The following is a 21,776-nucleotide window of genomic DNA, read 5'->3' as shown; positions in this document are numbered from 1 at the left end:
GATCAGTTCATATCAAGGAAAGCACCTATGCCCCTTTCGACTTCTACTCAAGAAAAATCCATCTCGATGAAAACTTCGGCTGCGCAGATCGCTCCCCCACAGCAGGATCCTGCCGAGCCAGCCCCAAGATCTTCAGTCATCCGACCTGGCGACCGCGTATTTCAGATCCTCTCCAACGGTTCCTCGATATTGGTCTCGTTGACTATTTTTGCCATCGGAATTTTTCTCATGCTGCGGGCTGTTCCATCCTTAGCCCGTAATGAGGAAAATTTCTTCTTATTCAATCAGCGTTGGGATCTCAGCGATGTCAGCGCTATGCACTTTGGGATCCCCAATCTCTTCCTCGTCACCGTCATGGTGTCCCTCGTGGCACTCTTGCTCGCCATGCCTGTGGCGCTGGGAATTGCAATATTCCTCACGTCCTACGCCCCTAAGCGTCTAGTGCGCCCCTTAGGGTTCCTGGTAGATCTTTTGGCAGCAGTACCGTCCATTGTGTACGGTCTGTGGGGTTTTATGGCTCTCGGGCCAGCTCTAGGATCCTTCTACGAAAGTCTTAGTACCCGCCTCAGCTTCATACCATTATTTGCCGTCTATCCCAACTCGCCCTCCTTTGATACCGGACGCAATATTTTCACCGGCGGCATCGTCCTGGCGATTATGATTTTGCCTGTGATCGCAGCGACAACCCGAGAGGTTTTCGTACAAACGCCGCGAGGGAATATTGAGGCAGCCTTGGCTTTAGGCGCAACCCGCTGGGAAACTGTGCGGCTAGCCGTGTTACCCTTCGGCAAATCGGGCTTTATATCTGGCTCCATGCTCGGCCTTGGGCGAGCGCTGGGTGAAACTATGGCGCTCTATATGGTGATGTCTCCGTCAGCAGATTTCAATGGCTCACTTTTCGATGGTGGAGCTACCTTCGCCACCTTAATTGCCAATGCTGCACCTGAGTTCAACGATAATCTCAAAGCGGGCGCCTATATGTCAGCAGGGCTCGTGCTGTTCGTCCTCACCTTCGTGGTCAACACCGCCGCCCGTATGGCTGCCAAGAAGAAGTACTAAGGAGTGCTGAGAATACTATGACTACCTCAACTTCCACCCCATCGATGGTTTTTACAGAAATCAAAGGCAGCCGTAAATTCGCAGATAAGGTTGCCACGACGGTGATATACACCAGTATGGTTCTCGCACTTATACCGCTGATGTGGGTTTTATTCGAACTCATCGTGCGCGGCACCCCAAGTCTGCTGAGCACCCAATGGTGGACTCGCTCCCAAATGGGCGTAACCCTTGGCTCAGCTTCTGGCGGCGTAGCCCACGCCATCATAGGCACGATAGTCCAGGCTCTCGTGACCGCAATTATGACGGTACCGCTTGGAATTTTTGTGGCTATATACCTCGTGGAATACGCTGGGAATTCGCGACTGGGCAAGATGACAACTTTTATGGTGGACATTCTTTCTGGTGTGCCATCAATTATTGCTTCCCTGTTTATCTACTCCATGTGGGTCGTGATGTTTGGCATGAACCGTTCGGGATTTGCCGTATCGCTGGCTTTAGTTCTCCTCATGCTGCCCATCGTGATTCGCAATACCGAGGAAATGCTGCGAGTAGTACCTAATGAGTTGCGTGAAGCGTCTTATGCTCTCGGAGTTCCTAAATGGAAAACTATTGTAAAGATCGTTCTCCCAACTGCATTGTCTGGAATTGTTACGGGCGTCATGCTTGCTATAGCTCGCGTCATGGGCGAATCAGCTCCCATGCTCATCCTGGTTGCGGCGTCCCGCATCATTAAATACAACCCCTTTGGTTCTTCTCAATCCTCTCTCCCGCTCTATATTTTGGGCGAATATGGAGCTGGTAACACGGGAGCGTCGGTACAAAATATGTGGGGCGCCGCTCTCACCCTGGTTCTCATCATTGCCACGATCAATATCGTTGCACGCATTATAGCTAGCCGCTTTTCTGTCAAGGCTTAGCCACACACTATATTTCTCAAGGAAGGTTGTCTCTCTATGGCTAAGCGCCTAGATCTCAAAGATGTTGACATTTTTTACGGTGACTTTCACGCTGTCCAAAATGTTAATCTCCATGTTCCCCCGCAGTCAGTTACCGCTTTTATCGGCCCTTCCGGCTGTGGTAAGTCAACAGTACTGCGCTCGTTGAACCGGATGCATGAAGTCATCCCTGGCGCCTACGTAACGGGCGAAGTGCTTCTTGACGGCGAGAATATATACGCCCCTCAGGTCGATCCCGTCTCAGTCCGAAATACTATTGGTATGGTTTTCCAGCGACCGAATCCATTTCCCACTATGTCAATCGAAGACAATGTGGTCGCAGGACTGCGGCTATCAGGGGTTAAGAACAAGGCACGCTTGAAGGAAGTAGCCGAAAAATCACTCAGAGGTGCCAACCTATGGGACGAAGTCAAAGATCGCCTGGATAAGCCTGGCTCTGGACTTTCGGGTGGGCAACAACAGCGCCTGTGTATCGCGCGCGCCATAGCTGTCGAACCCGAGGTGCTGCTCATGGATGAGCCATGCTCCGCCCTCGACCCTATATCGACCCTGGCAGTTGAGGATCTCATTCATGAGCTTAAAGAGCAGTTTACAATCGTGATCGTCACCCACAATATGCAGCAGGCAGCACGCGTCTCGGACCAAACCGCTTTCTTCTCTCTCGAAGCAACGGGAAAGCCTGGACGTTTAGTAGAAGTTGGCGAAACTAAGCAACTCTTTGAAAAACCAACGCAAAAAGAAACCGAAGATTATATCACCGGACGCTTCGGTTAAAACGAATAAATAAATGCTCTCATTCTTATGACGGAATGAGAGCATTTAACTTTCTACAAATATCCTCTAACTAGTCATCAAATGTACTAGCAATATTACGGAAGCGTGCCTGCAATACCCTTTCTTTCTCATCAAGATCACGCATATCCAAATACTCCTCAAGCTTGTATCCGGTCGCCATATAAACCATTCGTGCACCCACCGATACACAGTGATCTCCGAAGCGCTCGTAGTACCGACTCAGTAGAGTCATATTTACTATCTGCCTGTGTCCGAGCTCTCGATCACCGCTGGAGATAATTCGATTTATACTCTCGTAGATATCATCAATAGCTTGATCGTCACGCCCCATCTGCACGGCTCGATCTGCATCACGTGAAACGAGAACTTCGTGCGTGGACTGGGTCATTTCATCGCACAACCGCCCTATCTCCTCGAAATAGGGCGCCATAGTCTCATCGATGGCCGCTTGAGGCTGAGCTCTTAGCGCGATCCCTGCAATATGGCTACTCAGTGCACCCATGCGAGCCAAGTCTTGGCAGATATAAATGCCCGAGACCACCTGGCGTAGATCTCGGGCCACCGGCGCTTCCCTCGCAAGTAGTTCGAAGGAAGTATTCTCACAAGAGATTCTCAGTTGCTCAAGATCCACTGCGGATCTCTTCACATCTTGAGCCTTCTCTAGATCGTTGTGAATAAGTGCTTGTGTAGCTGCGCGAATCATATGATTAATCTGATCGCACATGAGAATCATATCATGGGATAAATTGCGAATTTTCTCTCTGTAAACAGTACGCATAAGCCCTAAGTCTACGTGATGCTTTCCCGAAATGCACGGGTAATTTAGCCCAAAAATTTAGAGATTATGGCGAGAGATAAAATCGATAATATCGGCCGTGACTTCGTCGCGATTAATTTCATTAAGGATCTCGTGGCGTGCCTCAGGGTACAGTTTCAATTCGACATCATTGAGGCCTACGTGCTGGTAACGTGCGGCAACAGCTTGCGGACCTAGGGCCTGAGGGCCGGCGACCGGATCGTGATCTCCGCTAATGACGAGGATAGGCAGCGTTTTTTTGATAGCCTGTACCCGCTCGACCTCAGATGCGACCGCTAGGTGTTCGATCCCCTTGGGGGGAGGCGCTGACCAACCGTTCGCCGGGTCCGCCACATAGGCATCAACCTCGGCGGGATCTCGTGACAGCCACTCAAAACCGGTGCGGTGCTCGAAGGGTGCGTTGAAGGCCGCAAGATCCGCCTCTCCACCGGAAGTAAGGGCGGAGACGATCCCGGCAGCATCAGTTGTACCGCTTAATATCACTGCGTCCGCTAACTCAGAATGGTCGAGGAGGAATTGCTGGGTAGCAAAAGAACCCATGGAATGCCCGAAGATAATCAGCGGAAGTCCGGGGTGAGACTGCTTGATAAACGTAGTCAATCGAAAGACATCGTCGACCCATCCAGACCAGCCGTCCGGTCCAAAGTCACCGTATTCTCCGGCGGCGCTTTTACCTGAACCGCGAGCATCAGCCGCATAGACCGCATAACCCTCAGAAGTGAGGGCTCGAGCGAATCGCTCGTAGCGCCCTGCATGCTCGGCAAGACCATGCTGTATCTGCACAATCGCCTTTGGGGCCACTTCGGGAAGCCATATATACCCAAATAATGACAGACCGTCACGCGTGGGGAGTGTGAATGTTGTATTTTCCATATCACTATTCTATCAGGTGTCTGGTTACCACCCCCCGAAGGGGTATAGCCCTGGATGGATTGTCGCCTATAATTAGTTCATGCACATCTCTGAATTTGGCCAACATCTCACCCGACTATCCCTGGGTGGATTTATGGCTTTCGCCGGCGTCGCGCACCTCACGTTTGCACGCGAAGAATTTCAAGCTCTGGTTCCACCGTGGGTACCTTTTCCAGCAGATCCCGTAGTTGTTGGGTCCGGGATTATTGAGATCGGTTTTGGCGCTCTGCTCATTGCTTTACCACGGTACCGGCGCCCCATAACCGCCGCGCTCATAGTCTTTTTCATCGCGGTCTTTACTGGCAATCTTTCTCAATACACCGGCAGTATCGATGCTTTCGGACTCGACACCGATGCCAAGCGGCTTGCTCGCCTGTTCTTCCAGCCCATATTTGTTCTCGCGGCTCTCTACGCCGGTAACTGGTTTGGCAGGAGAGATCGCGTTTAAGTTGTGCACAAGTCCCCCTATCCGTCAATGATATAAGTCTTGGCCTTCTGCCGGTTATCAAAGGGGCCAAGCGGGAGCTCAGATTCGCCGAAGCTACGGACCACTATGCGGCGAGGTTACCTAAAGGGGCTATGCCTCAACCTGGTTAAATATAATAAGCTCGGCTTAGACCCCGAAGCAGTAGAATCCTGACCCGTCTAGTGCGGTGACAATTATCAGTCTAAACAAGGCCTCAGAGCGGTCGTGTACGCATCTCTCAGCATCCGACAGTGAGGTGACCACTGGTCTAGTGCACCGCAGATCGACCTTCTTTTACGTGGGTCAGAGCTGGCCGAAGCAGTAACATTCCCCTCAGTCCGCACGGCAATGAGAAGCGCAATGCGGCTATGCTGAAAAGCCGAAAAGCTTGGCGCATATGGTCTAGCCTCTGCAAATCTTCGACGACACCGCATTGTAAACCGCGCGGCCGAGGGATTCCGGCGCGACCTCCGGTTCTCTATTAGGAGGGGAGGTCGGTAGCTGTAAGTTCAACAGCACTATCCCATAATTTACGGGATAGATAGGGATCTGAGGCCAGGGCGGCCCGTCCGATTAGGGTGGGGTTACCTCGCAGTGCCCCGAAACCGTCTGGGCCAACATAGCTCCCCGAGGGTATATCTGCGACGGCTGCCCATAAGACCGATTGCGCCCCATCAGCCGCAGATTGGGCGACAAGGCTTGAAACCGCAGTAATCGCGGCGTTAACAGGAGCCGAGAAAGCATTTTGCAGATTGGTCATTGCCCACCCAGGGTGAGCTACAGTTATATCAACGGGGCCGAATCGGCGAGAAAGCTCCAAACCCCAAAGCATATCCGCCAATTTCGATCGGCTATAGGCGGCTAAAGGCCACCACCCGTTGGTAAATTGCAGATCACCTAAATCGAGCCGAGCTTTTTGATGGGCTTCCGAGCCCACGATGACAACCCGGCGTTTAACGTGCCCAGCGATGAGGTTGGTAAACGCGAAGGGGCCGAGAAAATTCGTCCCCATCATCATTTCAAAACCGTCGACAGTCTCTTCTCTTTTGGGAGTAACCACACCAGCGCAGTTGATTAGCACGTCAATAGGCTCATCCACAGAGGCAGCAGCCGCTCGGATACTTTCGAGATCAGCTAAATCAAGATTTATGAGGCGGATGGCATCAAGCTCTCTCTGTGCCGCCAGGCCGCGACCACGATCCCGGGCGGTGATAATTAAACGCGCTCCGGCTTTGCGTGCCGCCCGTGCCACTTCTTGTCCCACTCCATTTGTGGCGCCGGTGACCAGCCAGGTACTGCCGGTTTGATCGGGTAGTTCAATTGGTTGAACACGATTTTTCATAGTGGTTCCTTAAGCTAGGTTTATGACCAACGGTACCCGTCATTGCCCTTCTCCGTGGCAGCATAGGTTCGAACCACTCTGTGAAATCATACTAAAAAGCCGGAAGCGGAGGTCTGAGGACTCTGACCGCAGCTAGCACTGAAGACTTAAAATAACGCGTCATTCCTCCGCACTGGGATCTATTGGCGGAGGATACCGCTTGTCTACGAGGAACCGCGTTGATAGTACACCACTCACCCATCCACGAACCCGTTAGGAGAACAAAAACACCGGGACAGTCAATTACTCAGCTTAAAAACCATAGACTGTTGATGTCATTAAACGGCGCTTCCTAACGCCTGGAGCAGGCAGGTGCGCTATGCCGGCTAGACATTAGCCCCACGGATGAGCTGCTGGCACCATAATATTCACTAATTATTATAAAAGGTTTCAAGCCTGGGTGTTTCTAGGAGTGGCGAAACTCCACGACGTCACCATCAGCCATGATGTATTCTTTGCCCTCGATGCGAACCTTCCCCCGAGCACGTGCTTCAACCATAGACCCCGCTGCATCGAGGTCATCGAAAGAAACGACCTCGGCTTTGATAAAGCCACGCTCGAAGTCGGAGTGAATGACACCGGCAGCCTTGGGAGCTGTGTCCCCCCTGTGGATGGTCCATGCACGCGATTCCTTGGGGCCCGCAGTAAGATAAGTTTGCAGCCCAAGGGTGGCGAAACCTGCCTTGGCTAAAGAGTGTAAGCCCGGCTCGGTCTGCCCAACGGACTCGAGTAGCTCTAAAGCTTCATCGTCATCGAGTTCAAGCAGGTCGGTTTCTGTTTTAGCATCCAAGAAAACACAATCTGCTGGGGCTACCATGGCTCGTAGTTCTTCTTTGCGCTTATCATTGCTCAGAACGTCCTCATCGGAGTTGAAGACGTAGAGAAACGGCTTTGCCGTCATAAGATGCAGATCACGGACCAAAGCTAGATCAACCTCGCCGGCTTTAGAGGCACTAAACAGGGTACGCCCATCTTCAAGGATGCTTTGCGCGGTTTTGGTAGCTGCCACATGGTCGGCCAAATCTTTATTTTTCTTGGCTTCTTTTTCCAGGCGTGGCAAGGCCTTTTCGATAGTCTGCAGGTCCGCCAAGATGAGTTCAGTATTAATAACGTCAATATCCGAAGACGGGTCGACCTTGCCGTCGACATGGATGACGTTATCATCGGCAAAAGCGCGCACAACCTGGCAGATAGCGTCGGCTTCGCGGATATTGGCTAAGAATGCATTCCCCATTCCTTCGCCTTCAGAAGCTCCCTTGACAATGCCAGCAATGTCAACAAAGGAAACGGTAGCGGGCAAGATGCGCTCGGATCCGAAAATTTCGGCGAGGCGCTTCAGACGCTCATCTGGCAATTCAACCAATCCGATATTGGGCTCGATAGTTGCAAAGGGATAATTCGCAGCCAGAACATCGTTGCGGGTCAGGGCATTAAATAGCGTCGACTTACCCACGTTGGGCAGTCCTACAATTCCTAAAGTTAAGCTCACGATTGCTAATGGTATCACCTGAGAAAAATAACCCCATACCACACCCCCATATCCCACTATATGGGATAGTAATTCCTATTTTCTAAAATCGCTGCGCTAGAGTTTCTTTCTACCGATAGAAAACCTTTCTGCAAGGACTGTTTTCTTGATTATTAAAAAGGTATGCACCCTTAGGGCTATTCAAAAAGCGCGAGGGACACTTCTTTTTTGCTTCACAGTCGTTGCCGCCACCAGCGGTAATGATCACTACCACAGAAAGGCGTTCTTCTCATGGCAACAGAAGCAGATACCAGCCAAAGGAGGGAGACCTTCTCCACACGCTGGGTGTTCATCCTGGCTGCGATTGGCTCAGCCGTTGGACTGGGTAATATTTGGCGATTTCCCTACGTAGCATTCGAAAACGGCGGTGGGGCATTCCTTGTCCCCTATATCATCGCGCTACTTACCGCGGGTATTCCCCTCCTTTTCCTCGACTATGCCCTCGGCCACCGCTACCGCGGCTCCGCACCTCTGGTGTTCAGGCGCATCAAAAAGTGGAGCGAGCCAATCGGATGGATCCAAGTAGGAATTTGCTTTTTCATCACGATTTATTATGCCGCCATTATCGCGTGGGCCGGCCTCTACACGGTGAAGTCCTTCAACCGCGTCTGGGGAGATGATCCGAATACCTATTTCTTCGAGTCATTCCTTCGCATGGATGCCTCTGCGACATTCTCCTTCGACTATGTTGGAGAAATCGTCATCGCACTCGCCTTCGTATGGATCGCCGCCATTATTGTGCTTGCCATGGGAGTCGATTCAGGAATCGGCCGCATCTCTAAGATCTTCATGCCACTACTCACGGTCCTTTTCATCGTTGTGGTCGTGCGGGCTCTCTTCTTAGACGGGGCTTCTAACGGCCTCAACACCTTCTTCACTCCTCAGTGGGAAGCCCTTGGAGACGCCAGCGTGTGGATCGCCGCCTATGGGCAGATCTTCTTCTCTCTCTCGGTTTCCTTCGGCATTATGCTCACGTACTCCTCCTACCTCAAGCCTCGTACCAATCTAACGGGTACCGGCTTGGTTACAGCCTTTGCCAACTCTTCATTCGAAGTGCTTGCCGGCATCGGAGTATTTGCTGCATTGGGATTTATGGCTGTGCAGCAAGGTGTTTCCGTTGAAGATACGGCCTCGGGTGGTATCGGCCTGGCCTTCATTGCCTTCCCCACCATTATCAATGAGATGCCTTTGGGTGGTCTGTTTGGGGTACTTTTCTTCGGATCTCTAACCATCGCTGGATTCACTTCCCTCTTCTCTCTTTTCGAGGTTGTTGTTTCTGCAGTCAAAGATAAGCTCAATATGCCACGTAAGCGTGCCGCTCTCAGCGTTGGCATCGTCATGGCCACGTTGTCGGTGCTGCTTTTCTCCACCACCGGTGGCTTAATCCACCTCGACATTATGGATAAATTCACCAATAATATTGGCATCGTCCTCATCGCGCTGATTATCATCGTGTGCTACGACTGGATCCTGCGGCGAATCGACGAAGTTTCAGCACACCTCAATGTGGTTTCGTCCTTTAAAGTTGGTGTCCTTTGGCGAATCAGCATCGTAAATCTCACCGCGATTGTTTTGAGCTATACTCTGGCCAAAGAGCTCCTTGATCTCATTAAGGAACCATATGGCGGTTATACGACTACTCAGGTGGCTCTCTACGGCTGGGGCATTTTAGGTTTCATATTTGTGGCATCAATAGCAATGAGCTTTATCACCTGGCCCAGCAAGCTCCCACTCGACGGCCCTCCAGGCTCAGATTTCGGAATTGCACCAGAACTCAACCGCATTCCGCAGATCCCCAAACAATTCGATCCCCGTGAATCCCGCGTGGCTGGTTTTGCAATCGAACAGTACAAATAGAAAGGAGTGCTGATTTACATGACTGGTATCGCAATTTTTATGATGGTCTTGTTTATGGTCGTTATTTGGGGAGGCTTTGCTGCTACCCTCATCCACCTACAACGCCACCCCGACGAAGTTTCAGGTGATTTTGGCACCGCTGAATTTGCCACCGACGATGTCTTGCTAGCTCAGGAGATTCGACAGGACTCCGCTTAGTAGACCTCAGCTTTCAATACACGCAAGGGCCGGTTCGACATCGAGTCGAGCCGGCCCTTGCGCTATCCGTAGAGAAAATGTGGAAAGATTGTCAATGTGAGCACCCCTCCCCCGTATCCCGATCGCGCCACGGTTATCGCAAGTGGCATTAAAATCCTGGCGGCGTGGTGTCTAAGACTCATGATTATCGTTGCTGCCACTTACTTAGTGGGGATTGTATTGTGGCAAACGTGGCGTGGGGTCCTTCCCATCGCACTGGCGCTCATTGTGTGTACAGTTCTATATCCACCGTTCGTCGTTCTCCGAAAACTCGGGGTTCACCCAGGTTTAGCAGCTTTTCTCACCATAGTGGGATCTTTTACCGCCATCGGTGTTCTCCTTAGGATTATGGCCCCACAGGTAGGCCGTCAGTCTCAAACTCTCTATTACCAAGCTTTCGAAGGAATCCAGAGACTCCAGCTGTGGTTACAGGGCCCGCCTTTTAATTTGGATGCCGAAGATCTGAGTGCCCTCATTAATCGGGCGGTTAACTGGCTCCAGGAAGGCGGCCTATTATTTTCTGGACTCGGCTTCGCCTCCTCTGCACTGATAACAATTGGCATAATCGTGGTGCTTACGTTCTTTTTCCTCAAGGACGGCGACCTTTTTCTCCCGTGGTTATCTGGGATCGTCGGCCCGCGTATCGGCCTCCACCTCACTGAAGTTCTCCACCGTTGCTGGGCTACCTTAGGTGGATTTATCCGCGCTCAAGCAATCGTCTCTCTCGTCGATGCAGTTTTTATCGGTTTGGGTCTCGCAATACTCGGGGTACCCATGGCGCTGGCGCTCGCAGTTCTCACTTTCGTTGCTGGCTTCATTCCCATAGTGGGAGCATTTGTCGCAGGTGCCCTCTCGGTTCTAGTTGCTCTAGTGTCCTTGGGTTTTACCGAAGCCCTGATAGCTCTCGCAATTGTGCTCGTAGTTCAGCAGGTTGAGTCGAATATACTGGCACCTCTTTTACACTCGCGAGCGATGAATCTGCACCCGGTGGTAGTCCTCGTCTCCATCACAATCGGCGGTAGCCAATTTGGCATGATGGGCGCTTTCTTGGCTGTACCTGTAGCTGCCATGGTGGCGGTTCTTATGCGCTACCTCAACGAAAAAATTGCCCAGCGAACAGGTGAATACGTAGCGCCGCAGCAGGATTCGGCAGGGAGCAACCCTGCGGTTGACGATTTCGGTGACAGCGAGAATATCGCTCGTTATATTTGTTCCTATGTAAGTTTGGCGCCCAAAAAAGTGGCGGACATCTTTAGTCGCGGAAACTGATAGTAGGATAATTATTTGTGTCTACCGCTACCAGCAAATCGTCTTCCGCGCCCTTTTATGGCTTTTCCTTAAAGATCGCGCTACTCGGCCTCGTCGCTGGCTCTCTGACCGCAGTCGGAGCAACCTTAGTAACGGGAACTCTCGGGGTGCCCTTTCTAGCTATTTTCACCTTCAGCGCTCTGCTGGTTACTATCCTCACCATTCCGAAAGCCCTCTTTATAATAGTGAGTTGTGTACCCGTGTGCTTTGCCACCTCGAGCGCTATAGCGGGATGGCTCATCGTGACTGATAACCAACCAGCCCAAAATCTCAGTACTACAGAGATTATCTCGGTCTTTTACCCCCTCATGCAACACTTCCCCGCACTCCTCACCGCCACCCTTCTATCTGGATTCATCGCGGTTTTGCGAGTAAGCCTCTTGCGCCGCCGCACTCGAGTTATTGAGCGCCGAGTGAAGAAGACCTTTCAAGAAACTAGGGCGGCCAACGCCCGCACCACAATGCAAGCTAGCCAGGCTCGTTCGCGGGTGCGACGCAGCTCTGATAGAGGCACTGTGACGGTAGAAGAATTATTGCGCCGCAATGCGCGATCACGCCCCCCATCGGTCCTTGAACGTGACCCAGAATCGCGTAAACCTCAGACCTATGCTTTACGACCCGTTCGTTCGGTGCGGCCGCCTGAAGCGTCTCCGCCGCAGCCAGCGGCTAGCGAGCAGGCTCAGGCGACTCCCAACCCGCGTCTAGATAAGCGTACCCTGCCTCGACTTGGCTCCCTCGATGACGATTTGTATAGCTAGCAAAAACCTCCCAGCTGGAAAGGTTTTATGAGGTTCGTGCTGGTCGCAGGTCGCGCGGAAGGGCGAAGACGATCTTTTCAGCCGCGGTCCGAACTTCTTCAACGTCGTTATAGCCGTTTTTAGCCAAAAGCTCCAGCACCCCATCGACTAAGATCTCGGGAACGGATGCTCCGGAGGAAATCCCCACTGTATCCACACCGTTGAACCACGCTGGGTCAATTTGATGGGCGTAATCAACAAGATAGGCGGCCTTCGCGCCCGCTTGTAGCGCTACTTCCACGAGCCGTTTGGAATTTGAGGAATTTTGCGATCCCACCACAATGAAAAGATCAGCGCGAGCACCAATCGCTTTGACGGCAACCTGACGATTTTGGGTTGCGTAACATATGTCATCGCTAGGGGGATCGATGAGCTGCGGATACTTCTGGTGCAGCAGATCCACAATTTCCATGGTTTCGGTAACTGACAAGGTAGTTTGGGATAGCCAGATCAGCTTTTCCTTATCGGCCAAGAACTCGGGAAGGGTGGATACCCCGCCGAGGCCATCCACGAGGTGTGTGACACCCGGAGCCTCTCCTACAGTGCCTTCGACTTCTTCGTGGCCTTCGTGTCCGACAAAGAGGATATGATAGCCATCTCGGGCAAATCGTTTAACCTCGTTGTGCACCTTGGTCACGAGCGGGCACGTGGCGTCGAGAGTTGTAAGGTTAAGCTCCGCGGCTTCCCGATGCACCTCGGGGCTAACTCCGTGGGCTGAGAACACCAGATAAGCTCCGTCGGGGACCTCAAAAGTTTCATCAACAAAGATGGCGCCCCGTTCAGCGAGCGTATCTACGACGTAGCGGTTGTGTACGATTTCTTTACGCACATACACTGGTGCGCCATACTTGTCGAGAGCACGCTCGACTGTCTCAACCGCGCGGTCTACTCCTGCACAATAACCGCGCGGTGCGGCCAGGAGCACTTTCTTAGTTGATGTCATAATCTACGAGCTTAATACACATAGGGGGTCGAATTCTATCGTGGACGCAGCACACTCTCCGGAAAACGCGTGGCCAGTCAGGGAATTTAACAATAAAGTTAAAGGTTGGATCGAACGCCTAGGAACAATTTGGGTTGAGGGCCAAGTCACTCAACTCAAAGCCAACCCTCGCTGGCGCTATGGATATCTCACCCTGCGCGATGTCGAAGTTGAGGCCAGTGTGTCGGTCACGTGTCCGCACGAGCTATTAGCCACAATCCACGATGGTGACAGAATCGTTTGTTTCGGTCGACCGCAATTTTACGAAGGTCGCGGCAGCTTTTCACTTCATATAACCAAGATCGAACACCTTGGTCTCGGAGCTATGCTTGCCCGTATTGAAAAATTACGACAACAATTGGCAGCCGAAGGCCTCAGCGATCCAACGCGTAAGAAACCACTTCCTTTTCTGCCGCGACGCATCGGTTTGATAACCGGTCGCGGCTCAGCTGCCGAACGCGATGTCCTCTCGGTAGCACGGCTACGGTGGCCCGAAGTAGAATTTGAGGTTATCAATACCGCCGTGCAAGGCGCACGGGCGGTCCCTGAGATTATTGCAGCCCTGAAAACTCTTGACGAGCATCCCGATGTTGACGTCATTATTATCGCGCGTGGCGGTGGATCTGTTGAAGATTTGCTCCCCTTCTCTGAGGAAGCCTTACAGCGTCAGGTGGTGGCCACCCACACTCCGGTGGTGTCGGCAATTGGGCATGAACCGGATCGCCCCGTACTCGACGATATTGCGGATTTGCGGGCCGCTACTCCCACTGATGCGGCCAAGAGGGTAGTTCCTGATGTGGTGGCCGAACGCGAGCTGATTAAGGAGCTTCGTTACCGTAGCTCGCAGGCGTTGCGTGGCTGGGTATATAAAGAATCACGGGCCCTGAGAGATCTGCGGATGCGACCTGTATTGGCTCGACCGATGAGCCTCGTGGACCAGCATGTTCGGGATCTTTCACTTATTGCAACCCAGTTGGATGGCACCATTCACCGCTATATCGATGGCCTTAACAAAGAGATGCTAATGTTGCGCAAGCAGGTCTCGACTTTAGGCCCTGCAGCTACGCTTGAGCGCGGTTATGCTGTTGTGCAGGTATTACCCCGGGATGGAACACCACCAGAGGTAGTAACTTCAATCCAGCAGTCTCCCCCGGGTTCGCAGCTGCGCATCCGCGTGAATGATGGGTCAATTACCGCGGCAGCCATGCAGAATAAGCCCGCAGACTAACCACAAAGAAAAGGAAAACCATGCCCCACGAGACAATTGGCAGCGGCCAAGGACAAGCAGACTTCGCACCGATAGAATCCCTGCCTTACGAGCACGCCCGCAACGAACTCATCGAGATTGTCAAGATCTTAGAATTAGGTCAAATGAGTTTGGATGAATCACTACGGTACTGGGAACGTGGCGAGGCTCTAGCCCGTTACTGTGAAGAGCAACTCAGCCGTGCTGCCTCGAAGGTTGCGGAGGTCACTGGCCAGCAGGAAAACAGCCAGGATTAACCTTCAGAGATGACAGGATCCGTGAGGATTGTCCCCGCGATAATCGTGTCGAATTCTTGATCGTTGGCGGCTCCTGAGAAGAGAATGCGGACATTACCCAAGTCGATCAAGCGCACCGCGCGAACCCCCTTGTCAGGAGATTCGTACAGCTTCACGGGCGTGCCCTGAATCTGATAGCGAGCGACTAACTCACGGGGATTATTATCGTATTCTGCGATTGCTATGTCAGCCGGCAGACCCGTCTGGGTCATTTTAATATATCCACTCTCGGCAACTACCCAACCCACGACAGTTGCCGGCTGCCCATCGATACTCGAGCGTCTGGCAGAATTAGCAACCCAGTCTTGGGGAGCTTGAGGCAAGCGGAGGGGATAAGGCATAGCCCGAGACTCAAGGCTTAAAAAGGCGCGCGCATCCACTTCTTTCACGGGCCCAAATTCAGGAGCACCAACGGTGGTCGAGCACATGCCAGTTGGCGCAACCGCAACGACCATGACGATGAGGATCGCCCCAAGTGAAAGCGTGATGTCGCGGCCCGATTGGTAGATCCGTGGTTTCTCTTCAGCCATGTGTATGAGTATGTCAGTTGGCATACCGGTTGCAAAGCCTATCTACACTCTGCACCCTCCCCTATTCATACAGGAACCCCTCGTTGAGGGTAAACCCATAGCAAATACCCACTAAATGGTGTCACAATGGTGAATGTCTAGGGATTAAAATGTGGGATTGACGCAAGAGGGTCCCCCTCCCTGGACAAGTGTTGATAGCCTCCACGCCCCTGACCTACAAGGAGATACTGTGACTTATACCTCGAGCAACGAAGTACATACACCCGACCGCAATCTAGCTCTCGATCTTGTTCGGGTGACGGAAGCCGCAGCGTTAGCAGCAGGACGCTGGGTGGGACGGGGCGAGAAGAATAACGGTGATCGAGCCGCGGTGGACGCCATGCGAACCCTTTTAAATTCTGTCCCCATGAAAGGAGTCATTGTTATTGGAGAAGGGGAAAAAGATCACGCCCCCATGCTCTTTAACGGCGAAAAAGTAGGCACCGGCGAAGGCCCTGAGGTTGATATCGCCATCGACCCTGTCGACGGCACCACGCTCATGGCAGAGGGGCGCCCCAATGCTATATCGGTTCTCGCTGCTGCCGAGCGCGGCACGATGTATGATCCGTCGGCAGTCTTCTATATGAAAAAAATCGCAGTAGGCCCGGACTGTGTTGGAGCCATTGATATTAATGCCCCGGTCACCACCAATATTTCCGCAGTAGCGCGAGCAAAGGGAATTAATAAATCCGATGTCACCGTGGTGGTCCTCGACCGCCCCCGACACGCCGAGCTTATAAGAGATATTCGGGAGGCTGGAGCTAAGGTGCGTTTAATCAGAGACGGCGATGTTGCGGGCGCCGTCGCCGCGGCTCAGATGCGTCGTTCGGTCGATATAATGATGGGTGTTGGCGGAACCCCCGAGGGAATTATTACCGCCTGCGCGATGAAATGCATGGGTGGAGAAATTCAAGGGATTCTCGCCCCCCAGAACGACGCCGAGCGCAGCCGCGCTCGAGCAGCGGGCCACGATCTTAATCGGGTGTTGGGAACCGATGACCTAGTCCGTGGAGATAACTGCTATTTCGTTGCCACCGGCCTGACTAATGGAGATATGCTGCGCGGAGTGAGCTATCGCCGAAACGGCGCCACAACGCGCTCACTGGTGATGCGTTCGCGCAGTGGCACGGTGCGCTATATCGAATCCGTGCATCAGCTTGCAAAACTACAGGAGTATTCCGCTGTGGATTATCACGCCCACCTCAGATAGCGGGAAAGGGTTGGTGAGGTGATTCATGCCACGAAGCTAGGCCTTCTTGAGCGCTTTAACTCCCGCTGCCCTCGTTTTTGAGCCATACTAGGTTAAGCGCTGGGATTGCTCGTGCGCCTGCCACGCCGAGTGCCCAGTCGACCCAATTTTCCGCAGAAAGTTCTTTTACTTTCACATATTTAAAAGGTTGGAAACGTATATGACTGAATTCCGCATCGAACACGACACTATGGGTGAAGTGAAGGTTCCCGTTAAGGCTCTATGGCGAGCCCAAACCCAGCGTGCTGTGGAGAATTTCCCTATCTCTGGTCGCGGCCTTGAGTCCGCTCAAATCCGGGCCCTCGGCTTACTTAAAGCGGCCTGCGCCCAGGTCAATAAAGACCGTGGTTTGCTCCCTACCGAGCAAGCTGAGGCCATCATCGCGGCTGCTAAGGAAATTGCCGAGGGGAAGCACGACGCTGAATTCCCCATCGATGTATTCCAAACCGGTTCGGGTACCTCATCGAATATGAATACCAACGAGGTCATTGCCTCCATTGCGCATCTCAATGGTGTCGAAGTCCACCCCAACGATCATGTGAATATGGGCCAGTCCTCCAACGACACCTTCCCCACTGCTACCCATATTGCCGCGACTGAGGCTGCGGTGCGCGACCTTATTCCAGGCCTGAAGGTACTGCACGCCTCTCTTGCCGCTAAAGCTAAAGAATGGGAGAGCGTTGTTAAGTCTGGCCGTACTCACCTCATGGACGCGGTCCCTGTGACCCTAGGCCAGGAGTTCAGCGGGTATGCCCGCCAAATTGAGGCTGGTATCGAGCGCGTTGAGGCTTGCCTCCCACGCTTGGGCGAACTTCCTATTGGTGGTACCGCTACCGGCACCGGCTTGAATACTCCCGCTGATTTCGGCGCAAAAGTCACCGCTGAACTAGTCAAGCTCACTGGAGTTGAGGAGCTGAAAGAGTGTGTTAACCACTTCGAGGCGCAGGCAGCCCGCGATGGGTTGGTGGAATTCTCAGGAGCTATGCGCACGATCGCCGTTTCTTTAAACAAGATCGCTAACGATATCCGTCTCATGGGCTCCGGCCCACTGACTGGTCTCGGTGAGATTCACCTTCCTGATCTCCAACCAGGTTCTTCCATCATGCCTGGCAAGGTGAATCCAGTGCTCTGCGAAACTGCTACCCAGGTGGCAGCGCAAGTCATTGGCAATGACGCAGCTGTAGCATTTGGTGGCTCCCAGGGGCACTTTGAGCTCAACGTATTCATCCCGGTGATGGCACGCAACGTCTTAGAGTCGGCTCGCCTGCTCGCTAATACTGCGCGCCAGTTTGCTACTCGACTAGTGGATGGAATCGAGCCCAATGTCGAGCGCATGAAGACACTTGCTGAGTCCTCCCCGTCTATTGTGACCCCGCTGAACTCCGCTATCGGCTATGAAAATGCCGCGAAGGTGGCAAAGACCGCACTCAAGGAAGGCAAGACGATTCGGCAGACCGTTATCGATCTAGGCTTTGTTGACGGAGAAAAACTGACCGAGGAAGAACTCGATAAACGCCTCGACGTTTTGGCGATGGCCAATACTGACCGCGATCACTAATCTCCGCTATCGGCTGCGCCGCTTGTTGTGCTTTACTGGCACGCGTTTCGACGCCAAGCGGCGCTTTGCTTTATCTCGAGCTTTTTGTTGGGCGGATCGTTGTGGCTGCGTATGCCGCGAGGAGTTACTCGTTCTCCCTTTAGCAATGCCTACAAAATCCTGAATATCGTCACTGTCTTCGGATTTCAACCATACTAAGGCGATGGTGGTGGGGGGAGTTTCACTCTCGATTAATGGACGATGTGCTACTCGTGCCCCGCTGAGAGCTTTGAGCATAGGACGCGGAGCAATAACCACACCTACATTGGCTGCCACAGTGTGTAGGTGCGTACGAATCTCCTCGATTTTGAGGGCTTCGGTATACCGGGTATGAACAATTTCGCCGTCTAGTTCCGCTGGCGTGACTGCGTCTAAAAGATTTAAAGGATGGTCACTGGGGAATGCCACTCCTACTTGCTCTTGGTACAAGCGGACCACATGGTAGGTGTCATCGAGACGCGAATCTGGAATCCGAGTGAGCGCTAAGACAACCTCACCCCTGATTAACTCGGCAAGCGGATCATCGCTGGCGTGAACCTTAAGCTCGGTCTGAGAGGTGCGATCTCGGAAGCGTCGAAACCACTTATCGGGTTCGGTTCCAGTGATAAAACTTAAGGTGAGCATGAAATAATGGTACCGTCTACTACGTGAATGAAGAATCTGCACGCAAACCGTCTGGGATTTATATGAAGCCCCAGACAGCCGCTAAGAAGCTAGGCATCTACTTGCCCGCCGCCCCAGAGGAGTTCCAACATACTGCGCTCAGTCACGAAGAATTTGTGGCTTTGCAAGAGGAAGCCCCTCATTGGTTGGAAGAGTTACGCCGCACTGGGCCGCATCCTCGCCCAGTGGTGGCTCAGAAACTGGGTATCACCATCGCCGCTCTGAAGCGCAATGACATGGATAAGCCCTTAACTACTGCCGAGATTAAGGACTTGCTCAATAACCAGCCGGAGTGGCTGCGCACCGAACGAACTAACCTCGCGGAAAACCGCGATTCACACTAGGTTTAAGCTCCCCACGCTCTATTTGCTCGCTCGAGCAGGTTGACATTCTGCGGGAGGATCAAGGTCTGAGCCTCGTCGTTCACGATGCTGCTCAGGGCTGTCCATCCATGAAGAGCTGACCCGACCATGGCGACGTGCTTAGCGAGCGTCGCCACAGTTATATCCTTGCGGATTATAGGTATGTGGGTAGCAGTTCTTTTCAACGTCGTGGAATTCACGATGCCCAGCTCGCTCCGCGGGCTACAAAGCTGTTCTCCTTCCCACCAAGCAACAACCGCATATCCGGCCTCTTTAACCAAGCCGTCCGGATTGAGGAAGAGAATATCGTCGCACCCGTAGCCTCCAGCCCTCAAGGAATCAATGAGACCAAGGTCCCACCCCTTTATCTCAGGTCGCTCACGGGTGTCGGTGACACTAAAGAGTGAGGTCTCCGTACGAATTGGCCGCATGGATCGTAACCTGAGGAATATCTGGCCAGTCTTTACCTCGTATTCGAGGCGGGGAAATCCCCACATAATATCACTGAGTGCGGCCTCGAGGATCTTCCTTGGAACACAAATTCCGCAGGCCTGAGAAAAACGCTCAAGGTGCAGATCGAGATGGGATGTGCGGCCGAGCTCCACAGGGAAGGAATCTATGATAACGCGCCCAGATACTTTGTGGGAGGTAGGAACGAATCCCTGAGCGGGATCGAATACCAACAGATCAATGTCCACGAGGGAAATCCTGCGCCACACTGTCGGTTAGGGGTCGGGCTTTGGTCATAATCTCAGCATATTCCGCTACGGGATCAGACTGGGCAACAATCGCCCCTCCCACTCCATAGCGCGCCTGGCCACCTGAGATAACTAAAGTTCGAATCACCATGGAGAGATCAAACTGGCCGTCGCAGCTAAAATAGCCCAGCGCACCCGAATAAATACCGCGTGGCCCCTTCTCCAGTTCTGAGATAATGCGCATTGTTCGCTCTTTAGGTGCGCCCGTCATCGAACCGCCTGGAAACATCGCTCGCATAATCTCAGAGATACCCACTCCCGGCGCGCGCTGTGCGCGCACAGTGCTCACGAGCTGATGGGTACTCGCGAAACTCTCCACTTCAAAAAGAGGAGCCGCTACTACCGTCCCGGGCTGGGCAATGCGAGCGAGGTCATTGCGTACTAGATCCACAATCATAAGATTTTCGGCACGGTCTTTTGGGTGAGACAGTAAATCGTTTCTAAGGGCTTGATCCTCCCGCGGGTCGTAGCTGCGAGCCCTTGTCCCTTTGATGGGGCGAGACTCTATCACGCCATCTTGATCGCAGTGGAGGAATCGCTCAGGCGAACTTGACATTACTTGGGTGTTGGAAAAATTGAGCCAAGCTCCTAGCGGAGTGCGGTTGCGAAATTGTGCATAACAACTCCTCGGGTCGAAACTATCGATAGTTGCCGTAAGTTGCGTAGTCAAACACACCTCATAGGAATCTCCCGCCGCAATATACTCTTGGGCACGCTGAATGGCAGCTAGGTATTCAACTTCCGAATGCCAGGCTGTGAGTTTTCCTATGCTCGTTGGAAAATAATGAGGTGATGTAGCGCTCACTGTCTGCGCCATTCTGCGTGCCCAGTGGTGCTGAGCGAGATTCGCCTTGGCTGCACCCTCTTTGATGAGATAGAGGATATGAGTTTTCTTACTTCGATGGTCAAACGCTAGAGCTCTGTCACTGAGTACAAAGTGCAGGGCTGCTGGATGATCCTCGGGATTGAGCGCGTCATGAACCTCGTAGCCAAAATAGCCCACGAAGCCGAGGCTAAAGCTAAGTTCTAGGTCTCTGACCGCGGAGGTGTCTGCGTGAATCAGAGCATCTTCCAAAAGCTCGATATTACCCAGCCCTCCGGGATTTCGGGCAGCACCCCACCCTTGGACTTCTCGGGCGAAAGGACCGCCCTTGATACCGAGATAACTCCAGCGACCATCACGGTGGTGCGGATCGGTGGAATCGAGAAGATACACAGGATCAGCTGTTATGTTGAGAGGATCCACGCAGCCCTCGATAGTCTTAACCTCTACCCGATAGCCTGAGTGTACTTTGGCTATGGGCTTTGGTGGGGCGGGGTGTGCGACCATGCATTGAGATGAGGAATTTTTATGGTTTTTCGCGAGATTGAGAAAATTCTCGATCAAGCGGTGTCCGTCGAAACCCCCAATGGATTCGGGGTGGAATTGGACACCCCATTGGGGTTTGCTGCGATGCCTGATTGCCATGATCGTGGTGTCATCGGCGCGCGCTGTGATGTCAAATTCAGCAGGAATATTAGTGATGGCTCTGGAGTGATAGCGAACTACTTCCAAAGGGGATGTTAAACCGGCAAAGAGGTCTTGGCCATCATGCTTGATCCAGCTCGTGCGGCCGTGCATGGGCGTGGGGGCCAGTATTGACTGGGCTCCGTAGGCGAAGCCTAGCGCTTGGTGCCCCAGACAGACACCAAGTAATGGGGTTATACTGTGGCGGATAATCTCGAGGCTATTGCCAATATCTTGCGAGTTCTCGACTGCTCCAGGACCAGGCGAGAGAATGATGGCATCTGCCGTATCTGCCAGCGCCACCGTCATATCTCGAAAATCAATGACATCGACACGGGCGCTGGGGAGAATATCCAGGATATACGTGTGCACGTTATAGGTAAATGAATCTTGGTGATCGACGATAATGATATGCACATCAGCTAAGGTAGACG

Annotated in this window: 22 protein-coding genes; 13 read left to right on the top strand and 9 right to left on the bottom strand. The window is 52.8% G+C overall.

The genetic code is table 11. The features are described from left to right. The first annotated feature begins 66 nt into the window (after nucleotides 1-66). From pstC to pstB, 3 genes are read left to right on the top strand one after another with little or no spacing between them, the layout of a single operon-like run. Nucleotides 67-1,059, top strand: coding sequence for a phosphate ABC transporter permease subunit PstC (gene pstC / locus N7326_RS04970; protein ID WP_259078446.1), 993 nt, complete (start codon nucleotides 67-69; stop codon nucleotides 1,057-1,059). 17 nt (nucleotides 1,060-1,076) lie between these two features. Then, nucleotides 1,077-1,976 carry a phosphate ABC transporter permease PstA gene (pstA, locus tag N7326_RS04965; protein WP_263088262.1) on the top strand — a complete coding sequence of 300 codons (900 nt, stop codon included), beginning with the start codon at nucleotides 1,077-1,079 and terminating at the stop codon, nucleotides 1,974-1,976. Between the two features lie 36 nt (nucleotides 1,977-2,012). Then, the gene (pstB, locus tag N7326_RS04960) at nucleotides 2,013-2,789 is read left to right on the top strand and encodes a phosphate ABC transporter ATP-binding protein PstB (RefSeq protein WP_259078166.1); all 777 of its coding nucleotides are present in this window, start codon (nucleotides 2,013-2,015) and stop codon (nucleotides 2,787-2,789) included. 70 nt (nucleotides 2,790-2,859) lie between these two features. Here the strand turns inward: pstB and phoU are convergent, their stop codons facing one another. Beyond that, nucleotides 2,860-3,588: a phosphate signaling complex protein PhoU gene (phoU, locus tag N7326_RS04955; protein ID WP_263088261.1), complete on the bottom strand. Its 729-nt coding sequence runs from the start codon at nucleotides 3,586-3,588 to the stop codon at nucleotides 2,860-2,862. A 57-nt stretch (nucleotides 3,589-3,645) separates the two neighbouring features. Then, entirely contained in the window at nucleotides 3,646-4,500 is an 855-nt protein-coding gene (locus tag N7326_RS04950) for an alpha/beta hydrolase (RefSeq protein WP_259078170.1), read from the bottom strand. Nucleotides 4,501-4,579: 79 nt separating this feature from the next. Between N7326_RS04950 and N7326_RS04945 the strand changes: the two genes are divergently transcribed. Continuing rightward, a complete protein-coding gene (locus N7326_RS04945) occupies nucleotides 4,580-4,987 on the top strand; it encodes a DoxX family protein (RefSeq protein WP_259289441.1) in 408 nt (135 codons plus the stop codon). 499 nt (nucleotides 4,988-5,486) lie between these two features. Here N7326_RS04945 and N7326_RS04940 read toward each other — a convergent pair whose 3' ends face one another. Together N7326_RS04940 and ychF are read right to left on the bottom strand one after the other, a co-directional pair. Continuing rightward, nucleotides 5,487-6,347 carry an SDR family NAD(P)-dependent oxidoreductase gene (locus N7326_RS04940; protein WP_263088260.1) on the bottom strand — a complete coding sequence of 287 codons (861 nt, stop codon included), beginning with the start codon at nucleotides 6,345-6,347 and terminating at the stop codon, nucleotides 5,487-5,489. 445 nt (nucleotides 6,348-6,792) lie between these two features. After that, on the bottom strand, nucleotides 6,793-7,875 hold the full coding sequence (gene ychF, locus N7326_RS04935) for a redox-regulated ATPase YchF (protein ID WP_259078181.1): 1,083 nt from the start codon (nucleotides 7,873-7,875) through the stop codon (nucleotides 6,793-6,795). 270 nt (nucleotides 7,876-8,145) lie between these two features. Between ychF and N7326_RS04930 the strand changes: the two genes are divergently transcribed. From N7326_RS04930 to N7326_RS04915, 4 genes are all read left to right on the top strand, one after another. Continuing rightward, on the top strand, nucleotides 8,146-9,771 hold the full coding sequence (locus N7326_RS04930; protein WP_263088259.1) for a sodium-dependent transporter: 1,626 nt from the start codon (nucleotides 8,146-8,148) through the stop codon (nucleotides 9,769-9,771). An 18-nt stretch (nucleotides 9,772-9,789) separates the two neighbouring features. Next, nucleotides 9,790-9,969 carry a methionine/alanine import NSS transporter subunit MetS gene (metS, locus tag N7326_RS04925; protein WP_259078184.1) on the top strand — a complete coding sequence of 60 codons (180 nt, stop codon included), beginning with the start codon at nucleotides 9,790-9,792 and terminating at the stop codon, nucleotides 9,967-9,969. A 96-nt stretch (nucleotides 9,970-10,065) separates the two neighbouring features. Beyond that, nucleotides 10,066-11,277 carry an AI-2E family transporter gene (locus N7326_RS04920; RefSeq protein WP_263088258.1) on the top strand — a complete coding sequence of 404 codons (1,212 nt, stop codon included), beginning with the start codon at nucleotides 10,066-10,068 and terminating at the stop codon, nucleotides 11,275-11,277. A gap of 17 nt (nucleotides 11,278-11,294) precedes the next feature. Next, a complete protein-coding gene (locus tag N7326_RS04915; RefSeq protein ID WP_263088257.1) occupies nucleotides 11,295-12,074 on the top strand; it encodes a DUF6542 domain-containing protein in 780 nt (259 codons plus the stop codon). Nucleotides 12,075-12,099: 25 nt separating this feature from the next. Here N7326_RS04915 and N7326_RS04910 read toward each other — a convergent pair whose 3' ends face one another. Continuing rightward, nucleotides 12,100-13,056, bottom strand: coding sequence for a 4-hydroxy-3-methylbut-2-enyl diphosphate reductase (locus tag N7326_RS04910; protein WP_259078190.1), 957 nt, complete (start codon nucleotides 13,054-13,056; stop codon nucleotides 12,100-12,102). A 40-nt stretch (nucleotides 13,057-13,096) separates the two neighbouring features. On the opposite strand from N7326_RS04910, the gene xseA reads away from it, so the two are divergent. After that, a complete protein-coding gene (xseA, locus tag N7326_RS04905) occupies nucleotides 13,097-14,323 on the top strand; it encodes an exodeoxyribonuclease VII large subunit (RefSeq protein WP_396124738.1) in 1,227 nt (408 codons plus the stop codon). Nucleotides 14,324-14,343: 20 nt separating this feature from the next. Then, on the top strand, nucleotides 14,344-14,598 hold the full coding sequence (locus N7326_RS04900) for an exodeoxyribonuclease VII small subunit (RefSeq protein WP_259078192.1): 255 nt from the start codon (nucleotides 14,344-14,346) through the stop codon (nucleotides 14,596-14,598). On the opposite strand, the gene N7326_RS04895 is transcribed toward N7326_RS04900, so the two are convergent. Next, nucleotides 14,595-15,167 carry a DUF4245 domain-containing protein gene (locus N7326_RS04895; protein ID WP_263088256.1) on the bottom strand — a complete coding sequence of 191 codons (573 nt, stop codon included), beginning with the start codon at nucleotides 15,165-15,167 and terminating at the stop codon, nucleotides 14,595-14,597. The genes N7326_RS04900 and N7326_RS04895 overlap by 4 nt on opposite strands. A 229-nt stretch (nucleotides 15,168-15,396) precedes the next feature. Between N7326_RS04895 and glpX the strand changes: the two genes are divergently transcribed. Together glpX and N7326_RS04885 are read left to right on the top strand one after the other, a co-directional pair. Then, the gene (glpX, locus tag N7326_RS04890) at nucleotides 15,397-16,416 is read left to right on the top strand and encodes a class II fructose-bisphosphatase (protein ID WP_263088255.1); all 1,020 of its coding nucleotides are present in this window, start codon (nucleotides 15,397-15,399) and stop codon (nucleotides 16,414-16,416) included. A 199-nt stretch (nucleotides 16,417-16,615) separates the two neighbouring features. Further along, the gene (locus tag N7326_RS04885) at nucleotides 16,616-18,013 is read left to right on the top strand and encodes a class II fumarate hydratase (protein ID WP_259078199.1); all 1,398 of its coding nucleotides are present in this window, start codon (nucleotides 16,616-16,618) and stop codon (nucleotides 18,011-18,013) included. 6 nt (nucleotides 18,014-18,019) lie between these two features. On the opposite strand, the gene N7326_RS04880 is transcribed toward N7326_RS04885, so the two are convergent. Further along, on the bottom strand, nucleotides 18,020-18,676 hold the full coding sequence (locus N7326_RS04880) for a LysR family transcriptional regulator substrate-binding protein (RefSeq protein WP_259078201.1): 657 nt from the start codon (nucleotides 18,674-18,676) through the stop codon (nucleotides 18,020-18,022). A gap of 62 nt (nucleotides 18,677-18,738) precedes the next feature. Between N7326_RS04880 and N7326_RS04875 the strand changes: the two genes are divergently transcribed. After that, nucleotides 18,739-19,059, top strand: coding sequence for a DUF5997 family protein (locus N7326_RS04875; protein ID WP_259078203.1), 321 nt, complete (start codon nucleotides 18,739-18,741; stop codon nucleotides 19,057-19,059). Between the two features lie 2 nt (nucleotides 19,060-19,061). Here the strand turns inward: N7326_RS04875 and N7326_RS04870 are convergent, their stop codons facing one another. Continuing rightward, a complete protein-coding gene (locus tag N7326_RS04870; protein ID WP_259078205.1) occupies nucleotides 19,062-19,775 on the bottom strand; it encodes an aminotransferase class IV in 714 nt (237 codons plus the stop codon). Continuing rightward, nucleotides 19,765-21,759, bottom strand: coding sequence for an aminodeoxychorismate synthase component I (gene pabB / locus N7326_RS04865; RefSeq protein WP_259078207.1), 1,995 nt, complete (start codon nucleotides 21,757-21,759; stop codon nucleotides 19,765-19,767). Before pabB ends, N7326_RS04870 begins: the two co-directional genes overlap by 11 nt. Between the last annotated feature and the right edge of the window lie 17 nt (nucleotides 21,760-21,776).

The sequence above is a fragment of the Corynebacterium sp. ES2794-CONJ1 genome, from assembly GCF_025660615.1.
Classification (GTDB): Bacteria; Actinomycetota; Actinomycetes; order Mycobacteriales; family Mycobacteriaceae; genus Corynebacterium.
Note: the sequence above shows the minus strand (reverse complement) of the source record. Positions and strands in the feature narration are given on the sequence as shown.

Coding starts and splice junctions, on each gene's coding strand:
- N7326_RS04875 (WP_259078203.1), top strand. CDS start 18,739: ATGAAGCCCCAGACAGCCGCTAAGAAGCTAGGCATCTACTTGCCCGCC.
- N7326_RS04945 (WP_259289441.1), top strand. CDS start 4,580: ATGCACATCTCTGAATTTGGCCAACATCTCACCCGACTATCCCTGGGT.
- phoU (WP_263088261.1), bottom strand. CDS start 3,588: ATGCGTACTGTTTACAGAGAGAAAATTCGCAATTTATCCCATGATATG.
- N7326_RS04880 (WP_259078201.1), bottom strand. CDS start 18,676: ATGCTCACCTTAAGTTTTATCACTGGAACCGAACCCGATAAGTGGTTT.
- pstB (WP_259078166.1), top strand. CDS start 2,013: ATGGCTAAGCGCCTAGATCTCAAAGATGTTGACATTTTTTACGGTGAC.
- N7326_RS04895 (WP_263088256.1), bottom strand. CDS start 15,167: ATGGCTGAAGAGAAACCACGGATCTACCAATCGGGCCGCGACATCACG.
- N7326_RS04940 (WP_263088260.1), bottom strand. CDS start 6,347: ATGAAAAATCGTGTTCAACCAATTGAACTACCCGATCAAACCGGCAGT.
- N7326_RS04900 (WP_259078192.1), top strand. CDS start 14,344: ATGCCCCACGAGACAATTGGCAGCGGCCAAGGACAAGCAGACTTCGCA.
- N7326_RS04910 (WP_259078190.1), bottom strand. CDS start 13,056: ATGACATCAACTAAGAAAGTGCTCCTGGCCGCACCGCGCGGTTATTGT.
- pstA (WP_263088262.1), top strand. CDS start 1,077: ATGACTACCTCAACTTCCACCCCATCGATGGTTTTTACAGAAATCAAA.
- pstC (WP_259078446.1), top strand. CDS start 67: ATGAAAACTTCGGCTGCGCAGATCGCTCCCCCACAGCAGGATCCTGCC.
- N7326_RS04885 (WP_259078199.1), top strand. CDS start 16,616: ATGACTGAATTCCGCATCGAACACGACACTATGGGTGAAGTGAAGGTT.
- N7326_RS04950 (WP_259078170.1), bottom strand. CDS start 4,500: ATGGAAAATACAACATTCACACTCCCCACGCGTGACGGTCTGTCATTA.
- N7326_RS04930 (WP_263088259.1), top strand. CDS start 8,146: ATGGCAACAGAAGCAGATACCAGCCAAAGGAGGGAGACCTTCTCCACA.
- metS (WP_259078184.1), top strand. CDS start 9,790: ATGACTGGTATCGCAATTTTTATGATGGTCTTGTTTATGGTCGTTATT.